The sequence below is a fragment of the Pseudomonas sp. JV449 genome (assembly GCF_032424295.1).
Lineage (GTDB): Bacteria > Pseudomonadota > Gammaproteobacteria > Pseudomonadales > Pseudomonadaceae > Aquipseudomonas > Aquipseudomonas marginalis.
In genome coordinates this window covers 122154-138547 of record NZ_VYKD01000007.1, presented here as the reverse complement: position 1 = coordinate 138547, position 16394 = coordinate 122154, and the positions used below count along the sequence as shown (strand labels likewise).

The 16394-nt window shown below is 62.9% G+C and carries 16 protein-coding genes; 7 read left to right on the top strand and 9 right to left on the bottom strand.

What is annotated here, in order from left to right; translation table 11 throughout:
* The first annotated feature begins 94 nt into the window (after positions 1–94).
* A complete protein-coding gene (locus F6S08_RS10175; protein WP_065924552.1) occupies positions 95–859 on the top strand; it encodes a response regulator in 765 nt (254 codons plus the stop codon).
* On the top strand, positions 859–1896 hold the full coding sequence (locus F6S08_RS10170) for a sensor histidine kinase (RefSeq protein WP_315871351.1): 1038 nt from the start codon (positions 859–861) through the stop codon (positions 1894–1896). Before F6S08_RS10175 ends, F6S08_RS10170 begins: the two co-directional genes overlap by 1 nt.
* On the opposite strand, the gene F6S08_RS10165 is transcribed toward F6S08_RS10170, so the two are convergent.
* From F6S08_RS10165 to F6S08_RS10130, 8 genes are all read right to left on the bottom strand, one after another.
* Positions 1893–2954: an AI-2E family transporter gene (locus F6S08_RS10165; protein ID WP_065947278.1), complete on the bottom strand. Its 1062-nt coding sequence runs from the start codon at positions 2952–2954 to the stop codon at positions 1893–1895. The two genes, F6S08_RS10170 and F6S08_RS10165, sit on opposite strands and share 4 nt — an antisense overlap.
* 71 nt (positions 2955–3025) lie before the next feature.
* Entirely contained in the window at positions 3026–3844 is an 819-nt protein-coding gene (locus tag F6S08_RS10160; RefSeq protein ID WP_065924507.1) for a DUF4892 domain-containing protein, read from the bottom strand.
* 102 nt (positions 3845–3946) lie between these two features.
* The gene (locus tag F6S08_RS10155; protein WP_315871350.1) at positions 3947–4801 is read right to left on the bottom strand and encodes an alpha/beta hydrolase; all 855 of its coding nucleotides are present in this window, start codon (positions 4799–4801) and stop codon (positions 3947–3949) included.
* Positions 4798–5601 (bottom strand): alpha/beta fold hydrolase, encoded by an 804-nt coding sequence (locus F6S08_RS10150; protein WP_027607078.1) that lies wholly within the window; start codon positions 5599–5601, stop codon positions 4798–4800. The genes F6S08_RS10155 and F6S08_RS10150 overlap by 4 nt, the downstream gene beginning before the upstream one ends.
* A 97-nt stretch (positions 5602–5698) precedes the next feature.
* On the bottom strand, positions 5699–6142 hold the full coding sequence (locus tag F6S08_RS10145; RefSeq protein WP_065924505.1) for a hotdog fold thioesterase: 444 nt from the start codon (positions 6140–6142) through the stop codon (positions 5699–5701).
* Between the two features lie 118 nt (positions 6143–6260).
* Positions 6261–6710, bottom strand: a complete 450-nt coding sequence (sixA, locus tag F6S08_RS10140; RefSeq protein ID WP_315871349.1) for a phosphohistidine phosphatase SixA — start codon at positions 6708–6710, stop codon at positions 6261–6263.
* Positions 6707–7054 (bottom strand): DUF4389 domain-containing protein, encoded by a 348-nt coding sequence (locus F6S08_RS10135; protein ID WP_065939916.1) that lies wholly within the window; start codon positions 7052–7054, stop codon positions 6707–6709. Before F6S08_RS10135 ends, sixA begins: the two co-directional genes overlap by 4 nt.
* Before the next feature lie 10 nt (positions 7055–7064).
* On the bottom strand, positions 7065–8090 hold the full coding sequence (locus F6S08_RS10130) for an NAD(P)H-dependent glycerol-3-phosphate dehydrogenase (protein WP_065924502.1): 1026 nt from the start codon (positions 8088–8090) through the stop codon (positions 7065–7067).
* A gap of 195 nt (positions 8091–8285) precedes the next feature.
* Here F6S08_RS10130 and F6S08_RS10125 point away from each other — a divergent pair, with 195 nt between their 5' ends.
* From F6S08_RS10125 to fabB, 5 genes are all read left to right on the top strand, one after another.
* Positions 8286–10406, top strand: a complete 2121-nt coding sequence (locus tag F6S08_RS10125; RefSeq protein WP_323146955.1) for a TonB-dependent receptor plug domain-containing protein — start codon at positions 8286–8288, stop codon at positions 10404–10406.
* Position 10407: 1 nt separating this feature from the next.
* Entirely contained in the window at positions 10408–11337 is a 930-nt protein-coding gene (locus F6S08_RS10120; RefSeq protein WP_315871348.1) for an ABC transporter substrate-binding protein, read from the top strand.
* Positions 11334–13235 (top strand): ATP-binding protein, encoded by a 1902-nt coding sequence (locus tag F6S08_RS10115; RefSeq protein ID WP_137212855.1) that lies wholly within the window; start codon positions 11334–11336, stop codon positions 13233–13235. Before F6S08_RS10120 ends, F6S08_RS10115 begins: the two co-directional genes overlap by 4 nt.
* A gap of 249 nt (positions 13236–13484) precedes the next feature.
* Positions 13485–14000: a 3-hydroxyacyl-[acyl-carrier-protein] dehydratase FabA gene (gene fabA / locus F6S08_RS10110; RefSeq protein WP_003210552.1), complete on the top strand. Its 516-nt coding sequence runs from the start codon at positions 13485–13487 to the stop codon at positions 13998–14000.
* Positions 14001–14011: 11 nt separating this feature from the next.
* A complete protein-coding gene (fabB, locus tag F6S08_RS10105) occupies positions 14012–15232 on the top strand; it encodes a beta-ketoacyl-ACP synthase I (RefSeq protein WP_074844724.1) in 1221 nt (406 codons plus the stop codon).
* Positions 15233–15337: 105 nt separating this feature from the next.
* Here the strand turns inward: fabB and F6S08_RS10100 are convergent, their stop codons facing one another.
* Positions 15338–16360 carry an amidohydrolase family protein gene (locus F6S08_RS10100; RefSeq protein WP_315871347.1) on the bottom strand — a complete coding sequence of 341 codons (1023 nt, stop codon included), beginning with the start codon at positions 16358–16360 and terminating at the stop codon, positions 15338–15340.
* Positions 16361–16394: the final 34 nt, after the last annotated feature.

Genomic DNA, 16394 nt, shown 5'->3' with positions numbered 1-16394 from the left:
CGCTAGCCTCGCCCGCACGACCCACCGACCAGCACTACCAGCCATGGGGCTGGGCGCCTATGCTGACCGTAACAACCAGGCAGATGATCGCACTATGCATACCCCTTCCGTCCCCGTGAACGACGAGCAAAAAGGCGCGGTGGTCGCCGATGACAAGCGCTGGAACACCCGTGCGCTGATCGTCGACGACGATGTGCCGATCCGCGAATTGCTGATCGACTACCTGGCACGCTTCAATATCCTCGCCACCGGCGTGACCGACGGCGCCGCGATGCGCCTGGCCATGCAAGCCGAAACCTATGATGTGGTGGTACTCGACCTGATGCTGCCGGGGGAAGACGGCCTGACCCTGTGCCGCTGGCTGCGCGCCGAATCGGATATCCCGATCCTGATGCTCACCGCCCGCTGCGAGCCCACCGACCGCATCATCGGCCTGGAACTGGGGGCCGACGACTACATGTCCAAGCCCTTCGAACCCCGTGAACTGGTAGCGCGGATCCAGACCATCCTGCGCCGCGTGCGCGATGACCGCACCGAACAGCGCGCGAATATCCGCTTCGACAACTGGCGCCTCAACAGCGTGTTGCGTCAATTGGTGGCCGACGATGGCCTGGTGGTGCCGCTGTCCAACGCGGAATTCCGCCTGTTGTGGGTGTTTATCGAACGCCCGCGCCGGGTGCTGAGCCGTGAGCAGCTGCTTGATGCCGCCCGTGGCCGCTCGATAGAGGCCTTTGATCGCAGTATCGACTTGCTGGTGTCGCGCCTGCGGCAAAAACTCGGGGATGACCCCAAGGCACCGCAGTTGATCAAGACCGTGCGCGGCGAAGGCTACCTGTTCGACGCCCGGGATATTGGCTGATGCGCGCGCCCTTCAACACGCTGTTCGGTCGGCTGTTCGGCGTGTTACTGGTGGCGATTGTGCTGGCCCATGGGCTGGCGTTCTTCTGGTTTCACCACTACGGCCAACCGCCGCCGCCCCCTCCTGAGCGATTTATCGAGCAGCCGGACGGGACCCTGGCGCCGATGCGCGACAAGCACCCACGCCCCTGGTTTGGCGGCCCGGTGGTGCCCCTGACCTTTCAATTCGTCTCGTTGATTATCGCGGCCTGGTACGGTGCCAAACTGCTGAGCCGGCCGATACAGCGCCTGAGTGAAGCGGCGGAACGCTTGAGCCTGGACCTCGACAGCCCACCCCTCGATGAATCCGGCCCGAGGGAAGCACGGCAGGCCGCCTCGACCTTCAACCTGATGCAAAGGCGTATTCGCGAGCAGGTCAGCCAACGCGCGCGCATGCTCGGCGCCGTCTCCCATGACCTGCGCACCCCGCTGTCACGCCTCAAGCTGCGCCTGGAGCAGATCGAGGACACCCGGCTGCAGGGCCAGATGCGCCAGGACCTGAACGACATGATCGACATGCTCGACGCCACCCTGAGCTACCTGCACGAACAGCGCACCAGTGAAACCCGGCATTGGCTGGATGTGCAGGCGCTGGTGGAGTCCATGAGTGAAAACGCCCAGGACCAAGGCTCCGATGTGCAATGTGCGGGCAGCTGCCTGCCCTTGCAGGTGCAACCGATGGCCCTGCGCTCATGCCTCAACAACCTGATCGACAACGCCTTGCGTTATGCCGGCACCGCCCGCGTGGAGCTGGAGGACAGCCGCGAAGCGCTGGTCATCCGTGTGATCGACCACGGGCCGGGGATCGCGGTCGATAAGCGTGAGGCAGTGTTCGAGCCGTTCTATCGGCTGGAAGGCTCGCGTAACCGCAATTCCGGCGGCGTTGGCCTGGGCATGACCATTTCCAAGGAAGCCGCGGAGCGCCTGGGCGGCCGCCTGAGCCTGGAAGAGACCCCAGGCGGCGGCTTGACCGCCGTGATGTGGTTGCCCAGGGCTTAAAGGGGCTTGTCTTCACGCCGAACCTGGGCCTGGGTTGCGCTCCAATCCATCAGCAGGCTGTAGGCCACGGCCAGCAGGGTCGGGCCGATAAACAGGCCGATAAAGCCAAAGGCAATCAAGCCGCCGAAGACCCCGAGCAACACGATCACCAGCGGCAGGTTGCCGCCACGGCTGATCAGGTAGGGCTTGAGCACGTTGTCCACGCCGCTGATGATGAACGTCCCCCACACGCCAAGGAACACCGCATAGGTGTAGTCGCCTTTCCACGCCAGCCAGGCCGTGGCCGGGATCCATACCAGCGGCGGGCCCATCGGGATCAGGCTGAGCAGGAACGTCACGATCCCCAGCACCAACGCACCCGGCACGCCGGCGATCAGGAAGCCGATCAGTGCCAGCAGGGCCTGGGCGGCGGCAGTGCCGATCACACCGTTGACCACCCGCTGCACCGTACCGGCCACCAGTTCGATGTAGTAACCGGCACGGTCACCGATCAGTCGTTCCAGCAAGCGATGCACGAACATCGCCAGACGCGGCCCATCACGATAAAAAAAGAACACGAACACCAGGCTCAGGGTCAGTTCGAGGATGCCGCCGCCGATCTGCGCACTGCGCGCCAACAGCCAATTGCCCACCTGCCCCAGGTACGGCTTGAGGCTGACCATCAGCGCCGCGCCCTGCTCGTCGATGCTGTTCCACATGCCGACCAGGCGTTCCCCCACAAAGGGAATCGCCCCCAACCAGGCTGGCGCCTCGGGCAGCCCATCGACCTGAATATCCTTGATCAACGCCACGGCATCGCGCACATGGTCCGCGAGATTGAACCCCAGCCATACCAGCGGCACCGCCACCAGCAACATCCAGCCCAGGGTCAGGATGCCGGCGGCCAGGGATTCACGGCCACCCAGCGCGCGGGTCAGCAGCACCATCAGCGGCCAACTGGCAAACGCCAGCACCGCCCCCCAGAACAGCGCCGACCAGAACGGCGCCATCACCCAGAAGCTGGCACCAAACAGCACCAGCAGCAGGATTTGCACCAGCAGGCGATCGTTATTGAGCATGGGGTATCTCTAGAAAAGGCTGTAGGAAGAGAGCTTAGGCGAACGGCACGGGTCCGTTCGCCCTGTTGCGGTCAGCGTATCAGATGCAGGTGCAGGCCTTTGGTTTCAGTGCTGCCGGTTTCCAGGCGCGCGGCGCGCACGCCTTTGTCGACCAAAGCCTGGCGCCAGGCTTCGGCTTTCGGGCCGGTCAGGCTGACGCGCAAGGTCGTATCGAGGTTCAAGCCCCGGGAAATCAGGGTCAGCCAGGTGTCGTCGGGGTCGCCGCCAAGCGCGGGGAAATCCAGCTCACCGGTGCTTTTGAGCTCGCGCAACAAGGTGGCCGAGGTGGGCAACAGGTCGCCCAGCGGTGCGCCGGCATCCAACTGCTCCACATGCAGGTAGGCACGACGGTTGCCTCGGGTGATGCCGTAGATGGCCACCAGGGAGTTTTCCTGCGGGGCGGCGAGACGCAGCAGCAGGTATTCCTGCTGGCCGTCGGCACCTACCAGCTTGGCATTACCGAACACTTCGTTGGCCCACAGGCTGCTTTCACCGCAATCGCGGGCCTGGCACCAGAACAACAACTGCGCGCCGTTGGCCTGCAACGCTTCGCGCGTCGACGTGAACGCAGCACTGGAGGTGTGTTCGGCAGGCAGCTCGTAGGTAATCGCTGTGGCTTGCCCACGGGCGGTGGCCTGGCCCTCATAACGCAACTGGCCACTGATCTTGCGGATCGCCCCCATGGGGTAGATGCGTTCCTTTTCTTCAGCGGGACGGTAATCGACGATCTGTGCGTCGACCTGACGGGCCACGGCAGGCAGGTCCTGGCTTCCCGGCACATCGGCGGCGAACACCAAGGGGCTGAAACAGCACAGTCCGAGGGCACGTATACATCCTTTACGCAGGCTCATCGGATCGGTGAGCCCTGGCCATCAGAGGTCGCAGCAGTGTTGAGTTGGTTCATGGTTGACTCCCTTTCAATCCGCCCAGCCTCGGCAGTTGACCGCCCCAAGTCAAGGCGCGGAGAAGAACCGATTGAAACAGTCTGCAACAAGGACCGCACCAGGCTCATCATTCAGGTGTAAATGATGGCCACCCGGCAACGTGGTTACCGTAAAGGGTAGCTGGGAAAGCAATTCGGGATGTTTCGCCAACATGCCATCGGCGGCGACCACCAACTGCGTAGGGCAACCCACGCGGCGCACGAAAGCCATCGCCTGCTCATCGGTCAGGCGCATCGGCGATGCCAGGGTCAGGCGACTGTCCGAGCGCCAGGTATAACCGCCCGGCACCGGCATCAAACCGCGCTGGGCCAGCAGTTCTGCGGCTTCACGGCTCACGGCGACCAGACCTTTCATACGCGCCTCAACCGCCCGGTCGAGGGTGGTGTAGACCGGCTTGCGCTTATCCTGCAGATTCAATTGCGCCTGCAAGGCCATGCCCAGGCGCTCGGCGGCGTTCTCACCGCTGGCAGTGGGCGGGATCACGCCGTCAATCAAACCCAGGTGCGTCACCCGTTCCGGCAAGGCACCGGCCAGCACCAGGGACACGATGGCGCCGAGGGAGTGGCCGAGTAATGCAAAACGTTTCCAGCCCAGTTGCTCGGCAACGTGCAGCACGTCGTGGACGTAATCCCACAAGGCATAACCGGCACCTGTAGGACGATGCGCCGAATGCCCATGGCCGGCCATGTCCAGCGCCACGATACGCAAACCCGCAAGCTTCGGCGCCAGGCGTGCAAAGCTGTTGGCATTGTCCAGCCAGCCATGCAGGGCGATCACCGGCAAACCGTCCTCGGAGCCAAACAGATGGGCCGCCAACTCAATGTGCGGCAGGCTCAGGCGAACCTCTTCGACGGGTGTGCTCATGCGCAGCTGCGCTCCCGGGCTTCCCAGCGGGCGAACAGGGTCTTGATCAAGGTCGCGGTGTCCTGGGGGCGTTCGAGGGGAAACATATGGCCGCCGGGCATGGTGAGCATTTCGCCCATGGGCAGACGGTCGACGCCGCTGGCGTGGTGACGCATCACCACGCGGCTCTGGCGACCGCGCACCACCGCCAGCGGCACTTTCAATTGGCGCACCTGGCCGGGACTGGTGTGGGGCACGCCCCGGTAGATGCTGATTTCGGTGGCCGGGTCGAAACGCAGGCGCAGGCGATCACCCGCCTGGTACAGGCCGTGTTGCAGGTAGGCGTCGAAGCATTCCGGGTCGAAGCCTCGGAACAGGGTCTTGCCGGCGAAGTAGCTGCGCGCGGCGTCCAGGTCGCTGAATTCCTCACGACGGCCCAGGGTACGGCCGGCCGGCGTGAGGCGGTCGATAAAACCGAAGCGCTTGGCGGCGCGGATCACCCAACGGTCGGCGCGGGTCAATACCGGCGAATCGAGCATCACTACCCCGCGATACAGCTGCGGGCAGCGCAGGGCCGCGTGCAAATGCAGCACGCCACCCAGGGAGTGGCCCACGCCCCAGACGGGCTGCGGTTGCTGCTCCAGATGATGGATCAACTCGTCCACCAGGTTCTGCCAGTTATCGTCCACTGGAAACCTGGGGTCGTGACCGTGTTGCGGCAAGTGAGCCACCGCATACTCCGGGGCCAGGGCGGCAAACAGCTTGCCGTAGGTGGCCGAGGGGAAGCCATTGGCGTGGGCAAAAAACACGTGCTGCGACATAGCGGATCCATCTGCAAAAACCGAGATTGATTGTCACCAGGCCCAAGCCCCACAGCAATGACTGTAACTGCCAGGAATGATGACACTCACGCCACACCTATCGCGCCGGAGGGGTTTCGCCCAAAGGCACCACGGCCATGGTCAGCCGTGAGACACAGTTGCACTTGCCGTCATCGGTGGTCAGGCGAATGTCCCAGACCTGGGTGGTGCGGCCGATATGGATCGCCTTGGCCACCGCCGTCACCCGCCCGCTGCGCACACCGCGCAGGTGATTGGCGTTGACCTCCAGGCCCACGCAATAGAACTTGCTCGGGTCGATGCACAAATAGGCCGCCACGGAGCCGACGCTCTCGGCCAGAACCACCGACGCACCGCCATGCAGCAGGCCGTAGGGCTGGTGAGTGCGGTGGTCGACCACCATGCTGGCGGTGAGGGATTCCTCGTCGAAGCTTTCAAAACGGATGTCCAGCAGTTCACCGATGGTGTTTTTCTGGCCGGCATTGAGTTGCTCGATATTCGGTTGGGTGCGCCACAAGCTCATGGAATTGTCCTTATTGGTTTTATTACGGCCCTAATCCTGCCACACAACTGCCTCGCTGCGCTCGCTCCAACGAAAAGCGACGGACATAAGACCCGATCCTCTGTGGCCTGGCGGTAGCCTACGGATTCTTCAAGCTGACCAGGCTCATCAACCCCGCCAGCGGGAAGTCGCCCTCAAGCTCTGCCAGGCTGGCGGTGGACATCGGCTGCGGCTGGCGCTGATGGCCATGCTGCAGAAAACTGATCAAGCTGCCGACCAGGGGCTGATGACTGACCAGCAGCACGTTGTCATCACTGTCGAGCTTGCTCAGGACCTCCAGCGGATTGCCCTCCGGCGTGAGCCAAGGCACCGTGCGGATGTCCGGCGCAAAACCCAACGCGTCCCGCACCAGCTGTGCAGTTTGCTGCGCCCGCACGTACGGGCTGGCAAGGATCGCGCTGAGCGGCTGGCCGATCAGGTGCGCAGCACTGCGCAACACCTCGGCGCGGCCATGCTCGGTGAGGTTGCGCTCGGCATCCGTGCGGGCATGCGCCTCGGCCTCACCGTGACGCAAGACCCACACCTTCATAGCTTCGGCTCCTCATCCCGCACCGGGTGCGGCGCCGGCGGCACGCTGTGGGCGGCTTCGCCCTCGGGAGCGCGCGGGGTTGGCCAGTCGGCGAACGGCCAGGGCTTCTGCTCGGTGTGGAAGCTGCCAAAGCGGCCGATCTGGGCAAGAAACTGGCTGAGGCTGTCGCCGAAGTTCATCAGGCCGAGGTTCGGCGCGCTGTAGACCAGGCGGTAGATCAACTGCACCACCACCAATGCGCCGAGCAGGAACTGCGCCACCTGCCACACCAGGGCAAACACCAGCATCCACAGGATGCGCAGGACAATGGACTCGTACTTGGGGGCTGCTTTTGGATCGTTCATGGCGCGTTCCTCAGTTGAAACCACTGGTGGAAATAAAGTCGACGTCGGTTTTGGGCTCGGCCCGCATCAGCAACTCGATGACCTGGTTCAAGGTGCGCCCTTCAAACAGGATCGCGTGCAGCCCGGCGACCAGCGGCATGTACACGCCGACTTCCTGGGCCTTGGCCTTGAGCACCTTGAGGGTGTTGACCCCTTCGGCCACTTCACCCAGGCGCGTCACCGCGTCTTCCAGGCTCAGGCCCTGGCCCAGGGCGAAACCCACCTGGTAGTTGCGGCTTTTCGGCGACGAGCAGGTGACGATCAAGTCGCCCACGCCGGCCAGGCCCAGGAAGGTCATGGGGTTGGCGCCCTGGTTCACCGCGAAGCGGGTCATTTCCGCCAGGGCACGGGTAATCAGCATGCTCTTGGTGTTTTCGCCCATGCCCAGCGCCACCGCCATGCCGGCGATGATCGCGTAGACGTTTTTCAGCGCCCCGCCCAGTTCCACGCCAAAGCGGTCGCCACTGGCGTACACGCGGAAGGTCCGGCCATGCAGCACCGCCTGGACGCGCTCGCACAACGCCTCATCCTCGCTGGCGATCACCGTGGCGGTCAGCGCGTGCTCGGCGACTTCCCGCGCCAGGTTCGGCCCGGACAGCACGCCAATGCGCGCCTGGGGGGCGATCTCGGCGAGGATTTCGCTCATCAACTTGAAGGTCTGCGCCTCGATGCCCTTGGTCAGGCTGACCAGCAGCTTGCCCGCCAGGCGCTCGGCATGGGGCGCCAGCACCGCGCGCAAGGCGCTGGAAGGCAGCGCAACAAAGCACAGGTCGCAGTCCGCCAGGGTGGCCAACAGGTCGGTGACCGGCTCGACCGCCGGATGAATCTTGATGCCTTTAAGGTAACGCGGGTTTTCGCGGTGTACGCGAATGGCCTCGGCCTGCTCGGGATCGCGCATCCACTGGCGCACCGCATGACCGTTCTCGGCCAGCAGGTTAGCCACGGCGGTACCAAAACTTCCGCCTCCCAGGACCGCAATAGGGCGCTGTTCAGTCATATGCAATCCGTTAATCCATACCAGTGGCGATGGCGGCATTATACGGGGCGACCCGCTTGCGGCCAGCCCCCGTATCAAATCGTGGGCCTGTCGGGAAATGCCACGCCTGTGGGACGGAATTGCAAGGGCGGCGACTGGCAAATAGCCTCGCCTCGGTTAACATGGACGGCTATCCGTCACTATCAAGGCCATGTCGTGTATTTGGGCCCTCCTTCCCGTTCATCTCTACTGCTTATGCTGTTGTGCAGTGCACCTGCGCTGGCTGACGACCTGTTCCTCGACAGCCAGCCGCTGCCGCAGGTATTGACCGCCACGCGCCTCAAGCAATCGGCCGCCGCCGTGCCGGGCAGCATGACCGTGATCGACAGCGAGTTGATCAAGGCCAGCGGCGCAAGGGATATCAGCGAGCTGCTGCGCCTGGTGCCGGGGATGATGGTCGGCTACACCACCGGCAACCAGGCGGCGGTGAACTACCACGGCACCAGCGCCAGCGATGCGCGCCGCATGCAAGTATTGATCGACGGGCGTTCGGTGTACCGCGCCGGCCTGGCCACGGTGGACTGGAGCGACATTCCGGTGGCGATGGAAGACATCGAGCGCATCGAGGTCTTCCGCGGTCCCAACACCGTCAGCTACGGGGCGAATGCCTTGATGGCAGTGGTCAATATCCTCACGCGCTCACCGGCCAACAGCCATGGCTCACGGGTGAAGGTGATTCGCGGTGAGCGCGGTATCAATGACTTTTATGCCAGCCAGGGCGTGGGCTGGGAAACCGGCGATCTGCGCCTGTCGCTGTCCGGGCAACAGGACGATGGCTTTGACAGCGATGCCGTTGGCGCCGACCGCCGAGACGGCCGTCGCCTCAACCGCTTCAGCCTGGCAGTGAGCCAGACCTTGAACGCGCAACAGAGTATCGACTGGCAACTGAATGCCAAGGAAGGCACCAACCAGCGCCCTTACACCTACACCCCCGTATTCGCCGGGATTACCGAGGGCGGCGACAATTCCGATGTCACGGCCAAGGACTACGCCGGTTCCCTGCGCTGGAACTTTGATTTCAACCCAGAGCACAGCCTGTATATCCAAGGCTCGGCCCAGCAGTGGGACCGCCGGCAAATCTGGAAGGCCTGTGACGCCAAGGTCTCGTTCAGCCCCGAGCTGACCCAGTTGTGGCAGCTCAACCCCAACTATGCCGAACGGCTGGCCCGGCATATGGACACCTACAGCCAGGGCACCGCGCCACCGGGCAGCGCCGCCGAACAAGCCTTGGCCAACCAGGTACTGGACCAGTGGCGCAACGGCGCCAACCAGAGCGTATGCGGCGACATCGACCAGAGCACCCGCGAAAGCCGCTACGATGTGGAAATCCAGGACACCCTCAGCCTGTCCGACAGCCTGCGCCTGGTCAGCGGCATGAATTACCGCTACGACCGCGCCGACTCCGATACCTACTTCAACGGCACCCTGGACGACACCACCTGGCGCCTGTTCGGCCAGTTGGAATGGCGCGCCAGTGAACATTGGCTGCTGCAAGGCGGCGCCATGTTCGAAGACACGCACCTGAGCGGCCATTCGCTGACGCCAAGGGTGGCGGTCAACTATTTGATCAACCCGCGCCACGGCTTGCGCGCGGTGTACTCGGAAGCCATCCGTTCGCCGGACATGTTCGAGAACAATGTCAACTGGAGCTACCGCGTCACCAACCTCAGCTCACCGACCTATGGGCAGAGTTCCGGACAGTACTTCGTGAAGACGCGGGGCCCGGGCAACCTCGACAAAGAACTGATGCGCTCGCGGGAACTGGGCTACAACGGCTTCTTTGCCGACATCGGGCTGAACATGGACGTGAAGGTGTTCTACGACGAAATCACCGACATGATCAGCTCGCCGCTGCGCAATAACCAGTACATTGCCAGCAACGCCAACAGCTCACGCTTCACCGGCGCCGAGTCCCAGTTCGACTGGCGCGTGAGCAACGCCGACCGCCTGCGGCTGACTTACGCGTATGTCGACGCCACCACCAGCAACCCACTGGACAAAGCACAGACCGCGCGTAACAGTGGCTCGGCCGGCTGGTTGCGCGAATGGGGCCAAGGTTGGTCCAGCGCGCTGTTCTACTATGGCGACGACGCACTCAACCAATATCGTTTCGAACGGGTCGACCTGCGGGTGGCCAAGCGCATTGCCCTGGGCAAAGCCAACGTGGAGCTGGCCGGCATGTTGCAACAACGCCTCGATAACCAGCCCACCACCTGGGCCGACAACACTTACGACCATCGTCACGTACTCTACTTCAGCGCGGAGCTGGAGTTCTGAGATGGGCGACTCGTCACGGATGACCTTCTTCTTTATCTATAAGTTGCGGCGACTTGCCGGGCTGCTGGCCGGCCTGTTGCTGTGCGCACCGGCGTGGAGCGCCGAGATCCTGCTGACCGCCGCCGAAGACGGCGCCGGGGTGCAGGCCTTTACCCAGGCGCTGGCCCGGCAACGCCCCGAAGACCGCGTCACCTTCACGTCCCTTGCGGCCTTGCCGGCACCCAGCCACCTGCCCGCCGGCACGCGCCTGATCCTGCTCGACCTGCCCGGCCTCGACTGGCGCCTGCGGGATACCCAAGGGCCGCCGACGCTGGTACTGCGCATCAGTCGGCTACAAGCCCATCAGCGCCCGGAGGCCTCACGGCACGCGCGGGTCAGCCTGTTGTGGAGCGACCCGCCGCTGGAGCGGCAGCTGCGCCTGATCAGCAGCGTCCTGCCCCAGGCACGGCGCATCGGTGTGCTCTACGGCACCGACAGTGAATTCCTGCTGCCCGAATTGCGCCAGCACGCGGCGGCCCTGGAGTTGGAGATCGTGCCGCAGCGCTGGGACAACACTAACGACAGTCGCCCGCTGCAAACCCTGTTCAGGAACAGCGACGTGCTGCTCGGCCTCGATGACCCGCAGCTGTACAACCCGAAGACCGCTAAAAACCTGCTGCTGAGCAGCTACGCCCAGCAATTGCCGCTGTTCGGGCCCAATGCAGGGTTTGTGCGCGCCGGCAGCCTCGCCAGCACCTACAGCGACCAGGACGATTGGCTGGCGGTACTCGATCGTTTGCTCGACCAGCCGCCGGCCGCTTGGCCACGCGCGCTGTACCCCGACCACTTCAAAGTCGTGGGCAACGCGCAGGTCGCACGCTCACTGGGCATCGAACAGGTGGACGAAGCCAGCGTCGCCGCCCGAATGGCCGAAGGAGAAAAACGCCCATGACCTTGCGTCGTCGTTGGGACATCAATACCCGCACCCAGCTCATAACCCTGGGCCCGGCGCTGTTGCTGACGTTGCTGTTGATCAGCTTCTTCACCTTCGTGCGTATCCAGGACCTGCGCCAGGAACTGGACCACACCGGCCAATTGATCGCCAACCAACTGGCACCCGCCACCGAATATGGGGTGATCTCGGGCAACAACGATGTGCTCGACAGCCTGCTGCGCGCCACGCTGGCCACGCCCCATGTGCGCTTCCTGGAGATTCAGGACAGCAGCGAAAATATCCTGGTGTACGTCGAGCAACCCGCGGAGAAACACGACCGCGCGCTGTCGGTCAAAGTGTTCCAGGCGCCGATCCGCCTGCAGCATATCCAGTTGGGCAACGACTTTTTCCAGGACAACCTTAACGAACCCAAGGCCCCCCGCGCGGACTATCTGGGCCGGGTGATCGTCGGCATGTCCAATGACGCCTTCAGCCAGCGCCAGCAGGAGATCCTGTTCAAGGCCGGTATCCTCGCGCTGTTCGCCCTGCTGTTTACGTTCCTGCTCGCCCGGCGCCTGGCGGCGAGCCTGTCGCAACCGATCAGCGCCATGGGCAATGCGGTCAAGGCCATCCAGCAGGGCGACTACAAGACGCCGCTGCCGATTGTGGATGACTCGGAGCTGGGCGACCTGTCGCGGCATATCAACAACCTCGCCGAAGGCCTCAACCAGGCCAGCCGCGAACAACAGCAGGCCATGGCCCAGTTGATCCAGACCCGCGAAGAGGCCGAACGGGCCAACAACGCCAAGTCAGACTTCCTGGCCATGATGAGCCACGAACTGCGCACGCCGATGAACGGTGTACTGGGCATGCTACAACTGCTGGAAACCACCGACATGACCGAGGAACAGACCGAATACGCGGCGCTGGCCTCCGAATCCACCGAGCATTTGCTCAAGGTGATCAACGACATTCTCGACTTCTCGCGCATCGAACGCGCGGCCCTGGAGCTGGAACATATCCCCTTCAACCTGGCCGACCTGATCAACAGTTGCGCCCAGGCCTTCCAGCACAGCGCCCAGCAGCGCGGGCTGGCGCTCAAGCTGCCGATCCCGCCCGGCATGGACGCACTGCGGGTACAGGGCGATCCGACGCGGATCCGCCAGATCCTGGTGAACCTGATCGGCAATGCCTTGAAGTTCACCGAATACGGCACCGTCAGCGTCGAGCCCCATTGGCAGGTGCTCGACCATGAGTTGGTGTGGTTCACCTGCACCGTGCGTGACAGCGGCATCGGGATTTCCGCCGAGCGCCTGGAATTGATGTTCGATGCGTTCCAGCAGGCCGACAGTTCCATTTCAAGACGTTACGGCGGTACCGGTCTCGGGCTGCCCATCGCCCGTACCCTGGCCGAACGCATGGGTGGCACGCTGCGCGCGCAGAGCGAAGAAGGCCGTGGCTCGGTGTTTACCCTGGAAATCCCGCTGGCCATCGACCCCCACAGCCAGCCGTCGATCGCCCTGGATGCCGAGGGCAAGCACAGCGCCGGCGAGGGTCGCCATGTGTTGCTGGTGGAGGACAATCCGGTCAACCGCGCCGTGGTCGAAGCCATGCTGCGCAGCCTGGGCTTTGAAGTCAGCCTGGCCACCGATGGCGCCGAGGCGATCCGCAGTGCCGAGAGCCTGATATTCACCGCGATCCTGATGGATTGTCGCCTGCCCTTGATCGACGGTTATGAAGCCACCCGGCAGATTCGCCAACTGCCCGGCTGCGCCGACCTGCCGATCATCGCCCTGACGGCCAACGCCTTGCAGGGCGACCGGGAAGCCTGCCTTGCGGCTGGAATGAACGATTACCTGGCCAAGCCGTTCAAACGCACGGATCTGCAGCAAATCCTGCAGCGCTGGGTGCAATAGCGGCGCGCCACTAGCCAACTCCGACTGGCGTGAAAGACGAAAGTGCGGCAGTCTTAGGCACCCGAACGGGCCCATAAACAGGCTCGGTTTAAAATTTCAGTGAACAAGTGTACATTCAGTACCTTGCCGCTGTGACTTTCACTACAACGCAATAGTCTATGTGTAGGCTGCCGACATGAGGCATGAACGCTTCATTCGGTTCGGGAAGATTTGCCCTACCCTGCCGCATGGGATTATTGAGGAGCTCGCATGACCAAACAAAACGCCTTTACTCGGGAAGACCTGCTGCGCTGCAGTCGCGGTGAGCTGTTCGGCCCAGGTAACGCGCAACTGCCCGCCCCGAACATGCTGATGGTGGATCGCATCACCCATATCAGCGAAGAGGGTGGCAAGTACGGCAAAGGTGAATTGGTCGCCGAGCTGGATATCACCCCGGACCTGTGGTTCTTCGCCTGTCACTTCGAAGGTGACCCTGTCATGCCTGGCTGCCTGGGCCTCGACGCCATGTGGCAACTGGTCGGCTTCTACCTGGGCTGGCAAGGCCTGCCAGGCCGTGGCCGCGCCCTGGGTTCGGGCGAAGTGAAGTTCTTCGGCCAGGTCCTGCCGACCGCCAAGAAAGTCACCTACAACATTCAAATCAAGCGCGTCCTCAAGGGCAAGCTGAACCTGGCCATCGCCGACGGTTCGGTGACTGTCGACGGTCGCGAGATCTATACTGCCGAAGGCCTTCGGGTCGGCGTATTTACTTCCACTGACAACTTTTAAGGGTTATCCGCATGCGCCGCGTCGTTATCACTGGTCTGGGCATCGTTTCTTGCCTGGGCAATGACAAAGAGACCGTCACCGCTAACCTGCGTGCAAGTCGCCCTGGCATCCGCTTCAACCCGGAATATGCCGAAATGGGTCTGCGTAGCCAGGTTTCCGGCTCCATCGACCTGCCCCTCGAAGAACTGATCGATCGCAAGATCTATCGCTTCGTGGGCCACGCTGCCGCCTATGCCTACCTGGCCATGAAAGACGCCATCGCCGACTCCGGCCTGAGCGAAGACCAGGTATCGAACGTACGCACCGGCCTGATCGCCGGCTCCGGCGGCGCATCGACCCTCAACCAGATGGAAGCGCTGGACATCCTGCGCGAAAAAGGCGTGAAGCGCGTTGGCCCGTACCGTGTCACGCGGACCATGGGCAGCACCGTTTCGGCCTGCCTGGCCACGCCGTTCCAGATCAAGGGCGTGAACTACTCGATCTCCTCCGCATGCGCCACCAGTGCACACTGCATCGGTACCGCCGTCGAGCAGATCCAACTGGGCAAGCAGGACATCGTGTTCGCCGGCGGCGGCGAAGAAGAACATTGGAGCCAGTCGTTCCTGTTCGACGCCATGGGCGCCCTGTCCACCCAGTACAACGAAACCCCGGAAAAGGCCTCCCGCGCCTACGATGCCAAGCGTGACGGTTTCGTCATCGCCGGCGGTGGCGGCATGGTGGTGGTCGAGGAGCTGGAGCACGCCCTGGCCCGTGGCGCCAAGATCTACGCGGAAATCGTCGGCTACGGCGCCACTTCCGATGGCTACGACATGGTTGCGCCAAGCGGTGAAGGCGCCATCCGTTGCATGCAGATGGCCATGTCCACCGTGGATACCCCGATCGACTACCTGAACACCCACGGCACCTCGACTCCGGTCGGCGACGCCAAGGAAATGGAAGGTGTACGCGCGGTATTCGGCGACAAGGCTCCGAAAATCAGCTCCACCAAGAGCCTGTCGGGTCACTCCCTGGGCGCCGCCGGCGTTCACGAAGCGATCTACTGCCTGCTGATGATGGAAGGCAACTTCATGGCCGGTTCGGCCAACATCGACGAGATCGACCCGGTCGTCGCCGATATGCCGATCCTGACCAAGACGGTTGAAAACGTCAAAGTCGACACCGTGATGAGCAACAGCTTCGGCTTCGGTGGCACTAACGCCACCCTGGTCCTGAAACGCTGGCAGGGTAAGTGAGCCCCGCAGGTTGATCACATGAAAAGCCCCGACTGGTTCGGGGCTTTTTTATGGGCGACGGGATTTGAGACCGCAACCGCATTTGCGTGAGACGAAAACGCAATATCAACGCGCACCCTCATCGCCGCGAGGTTTAGGCAGGATGGCCAGGAAGTTGTCCCTCGCCACTTTGCGGGCAACGTCTTCAGGCAATGCATCAAGGAAGACATCAAAGCGGTGCATTTCCTCACCCAGCTTGTTGAAACGCCCGACGACATCCGAACCCAGCATAAAGCGCTCCGGGAAGCGCTCCACCAGCGTTACCCACTCCGGCCGAGGCTTGCCCCCATCATCCAGCAAGTACGGCGTGAGCATGCTCCAGGACAGGTCGATATACAGGTTGGGGTAAGCCTCGAGCATACGGTTCAAGGTGGGTAGCAAAAAGTCCATTTGCACCTGGTGGCGGTGAATTTCCTTGCTGGTGCCGGCGTGAGCCCAGATAAAGCGGGTGTGCGGGTGGTTGCGCAGCGGCTCTTCCACTTCGGCGAGGTACAGCGGGTTACGCTCGCGCTTGGAGGTGATGTTGGAGTGCAGCATCACCGGCAAGTCGTTTTCCGCCGCCAGGTGATAGATACGCGTCATGGCCTCGTTGTTGGCGCGCGGGGTATCCCCCGATGTGAGGGCGGTAAGGTCGTCGTGACGGGTAAACACTTCACCGATGCCCTGCCACAGCCCCGGGTTGAGGTCGAGCATGCGCTGGATATGGGCATCCGAATTCTTGTCATTGGGGTTGAAGCCGGACAGAAATGGATGAAAGTGCTGGCGCTGTTCAGGTGTCAGTTTATTTACCGCTGCGGCAACAATCACGTCCGTGGCGCTGTACCAATAGGCATCCGCGTCATCACCGGTGTAGTAGCGCGGGCGCTTGGGCTCGTCTTCGTGCCATTTCTTTGCGACGGGAATGCCGGAAATCATGACATGCTCGATGCGATTTTCTGCCATCGCCTTGAGCAACGTGTCCATCCCCGCCGTTTCCTGGAAGAAATCCACGTAATGCAGGTGGGCATCGCTGTAGGCATAGTCGCGAGTCTGCGCGGCAAGACTGTTGGCGGCGAGCAACAGGGCGAGACTCAAGCGGGTCAAGGGCACGGTATAACCTCGATAAGGGCGAATACCGGTAGAC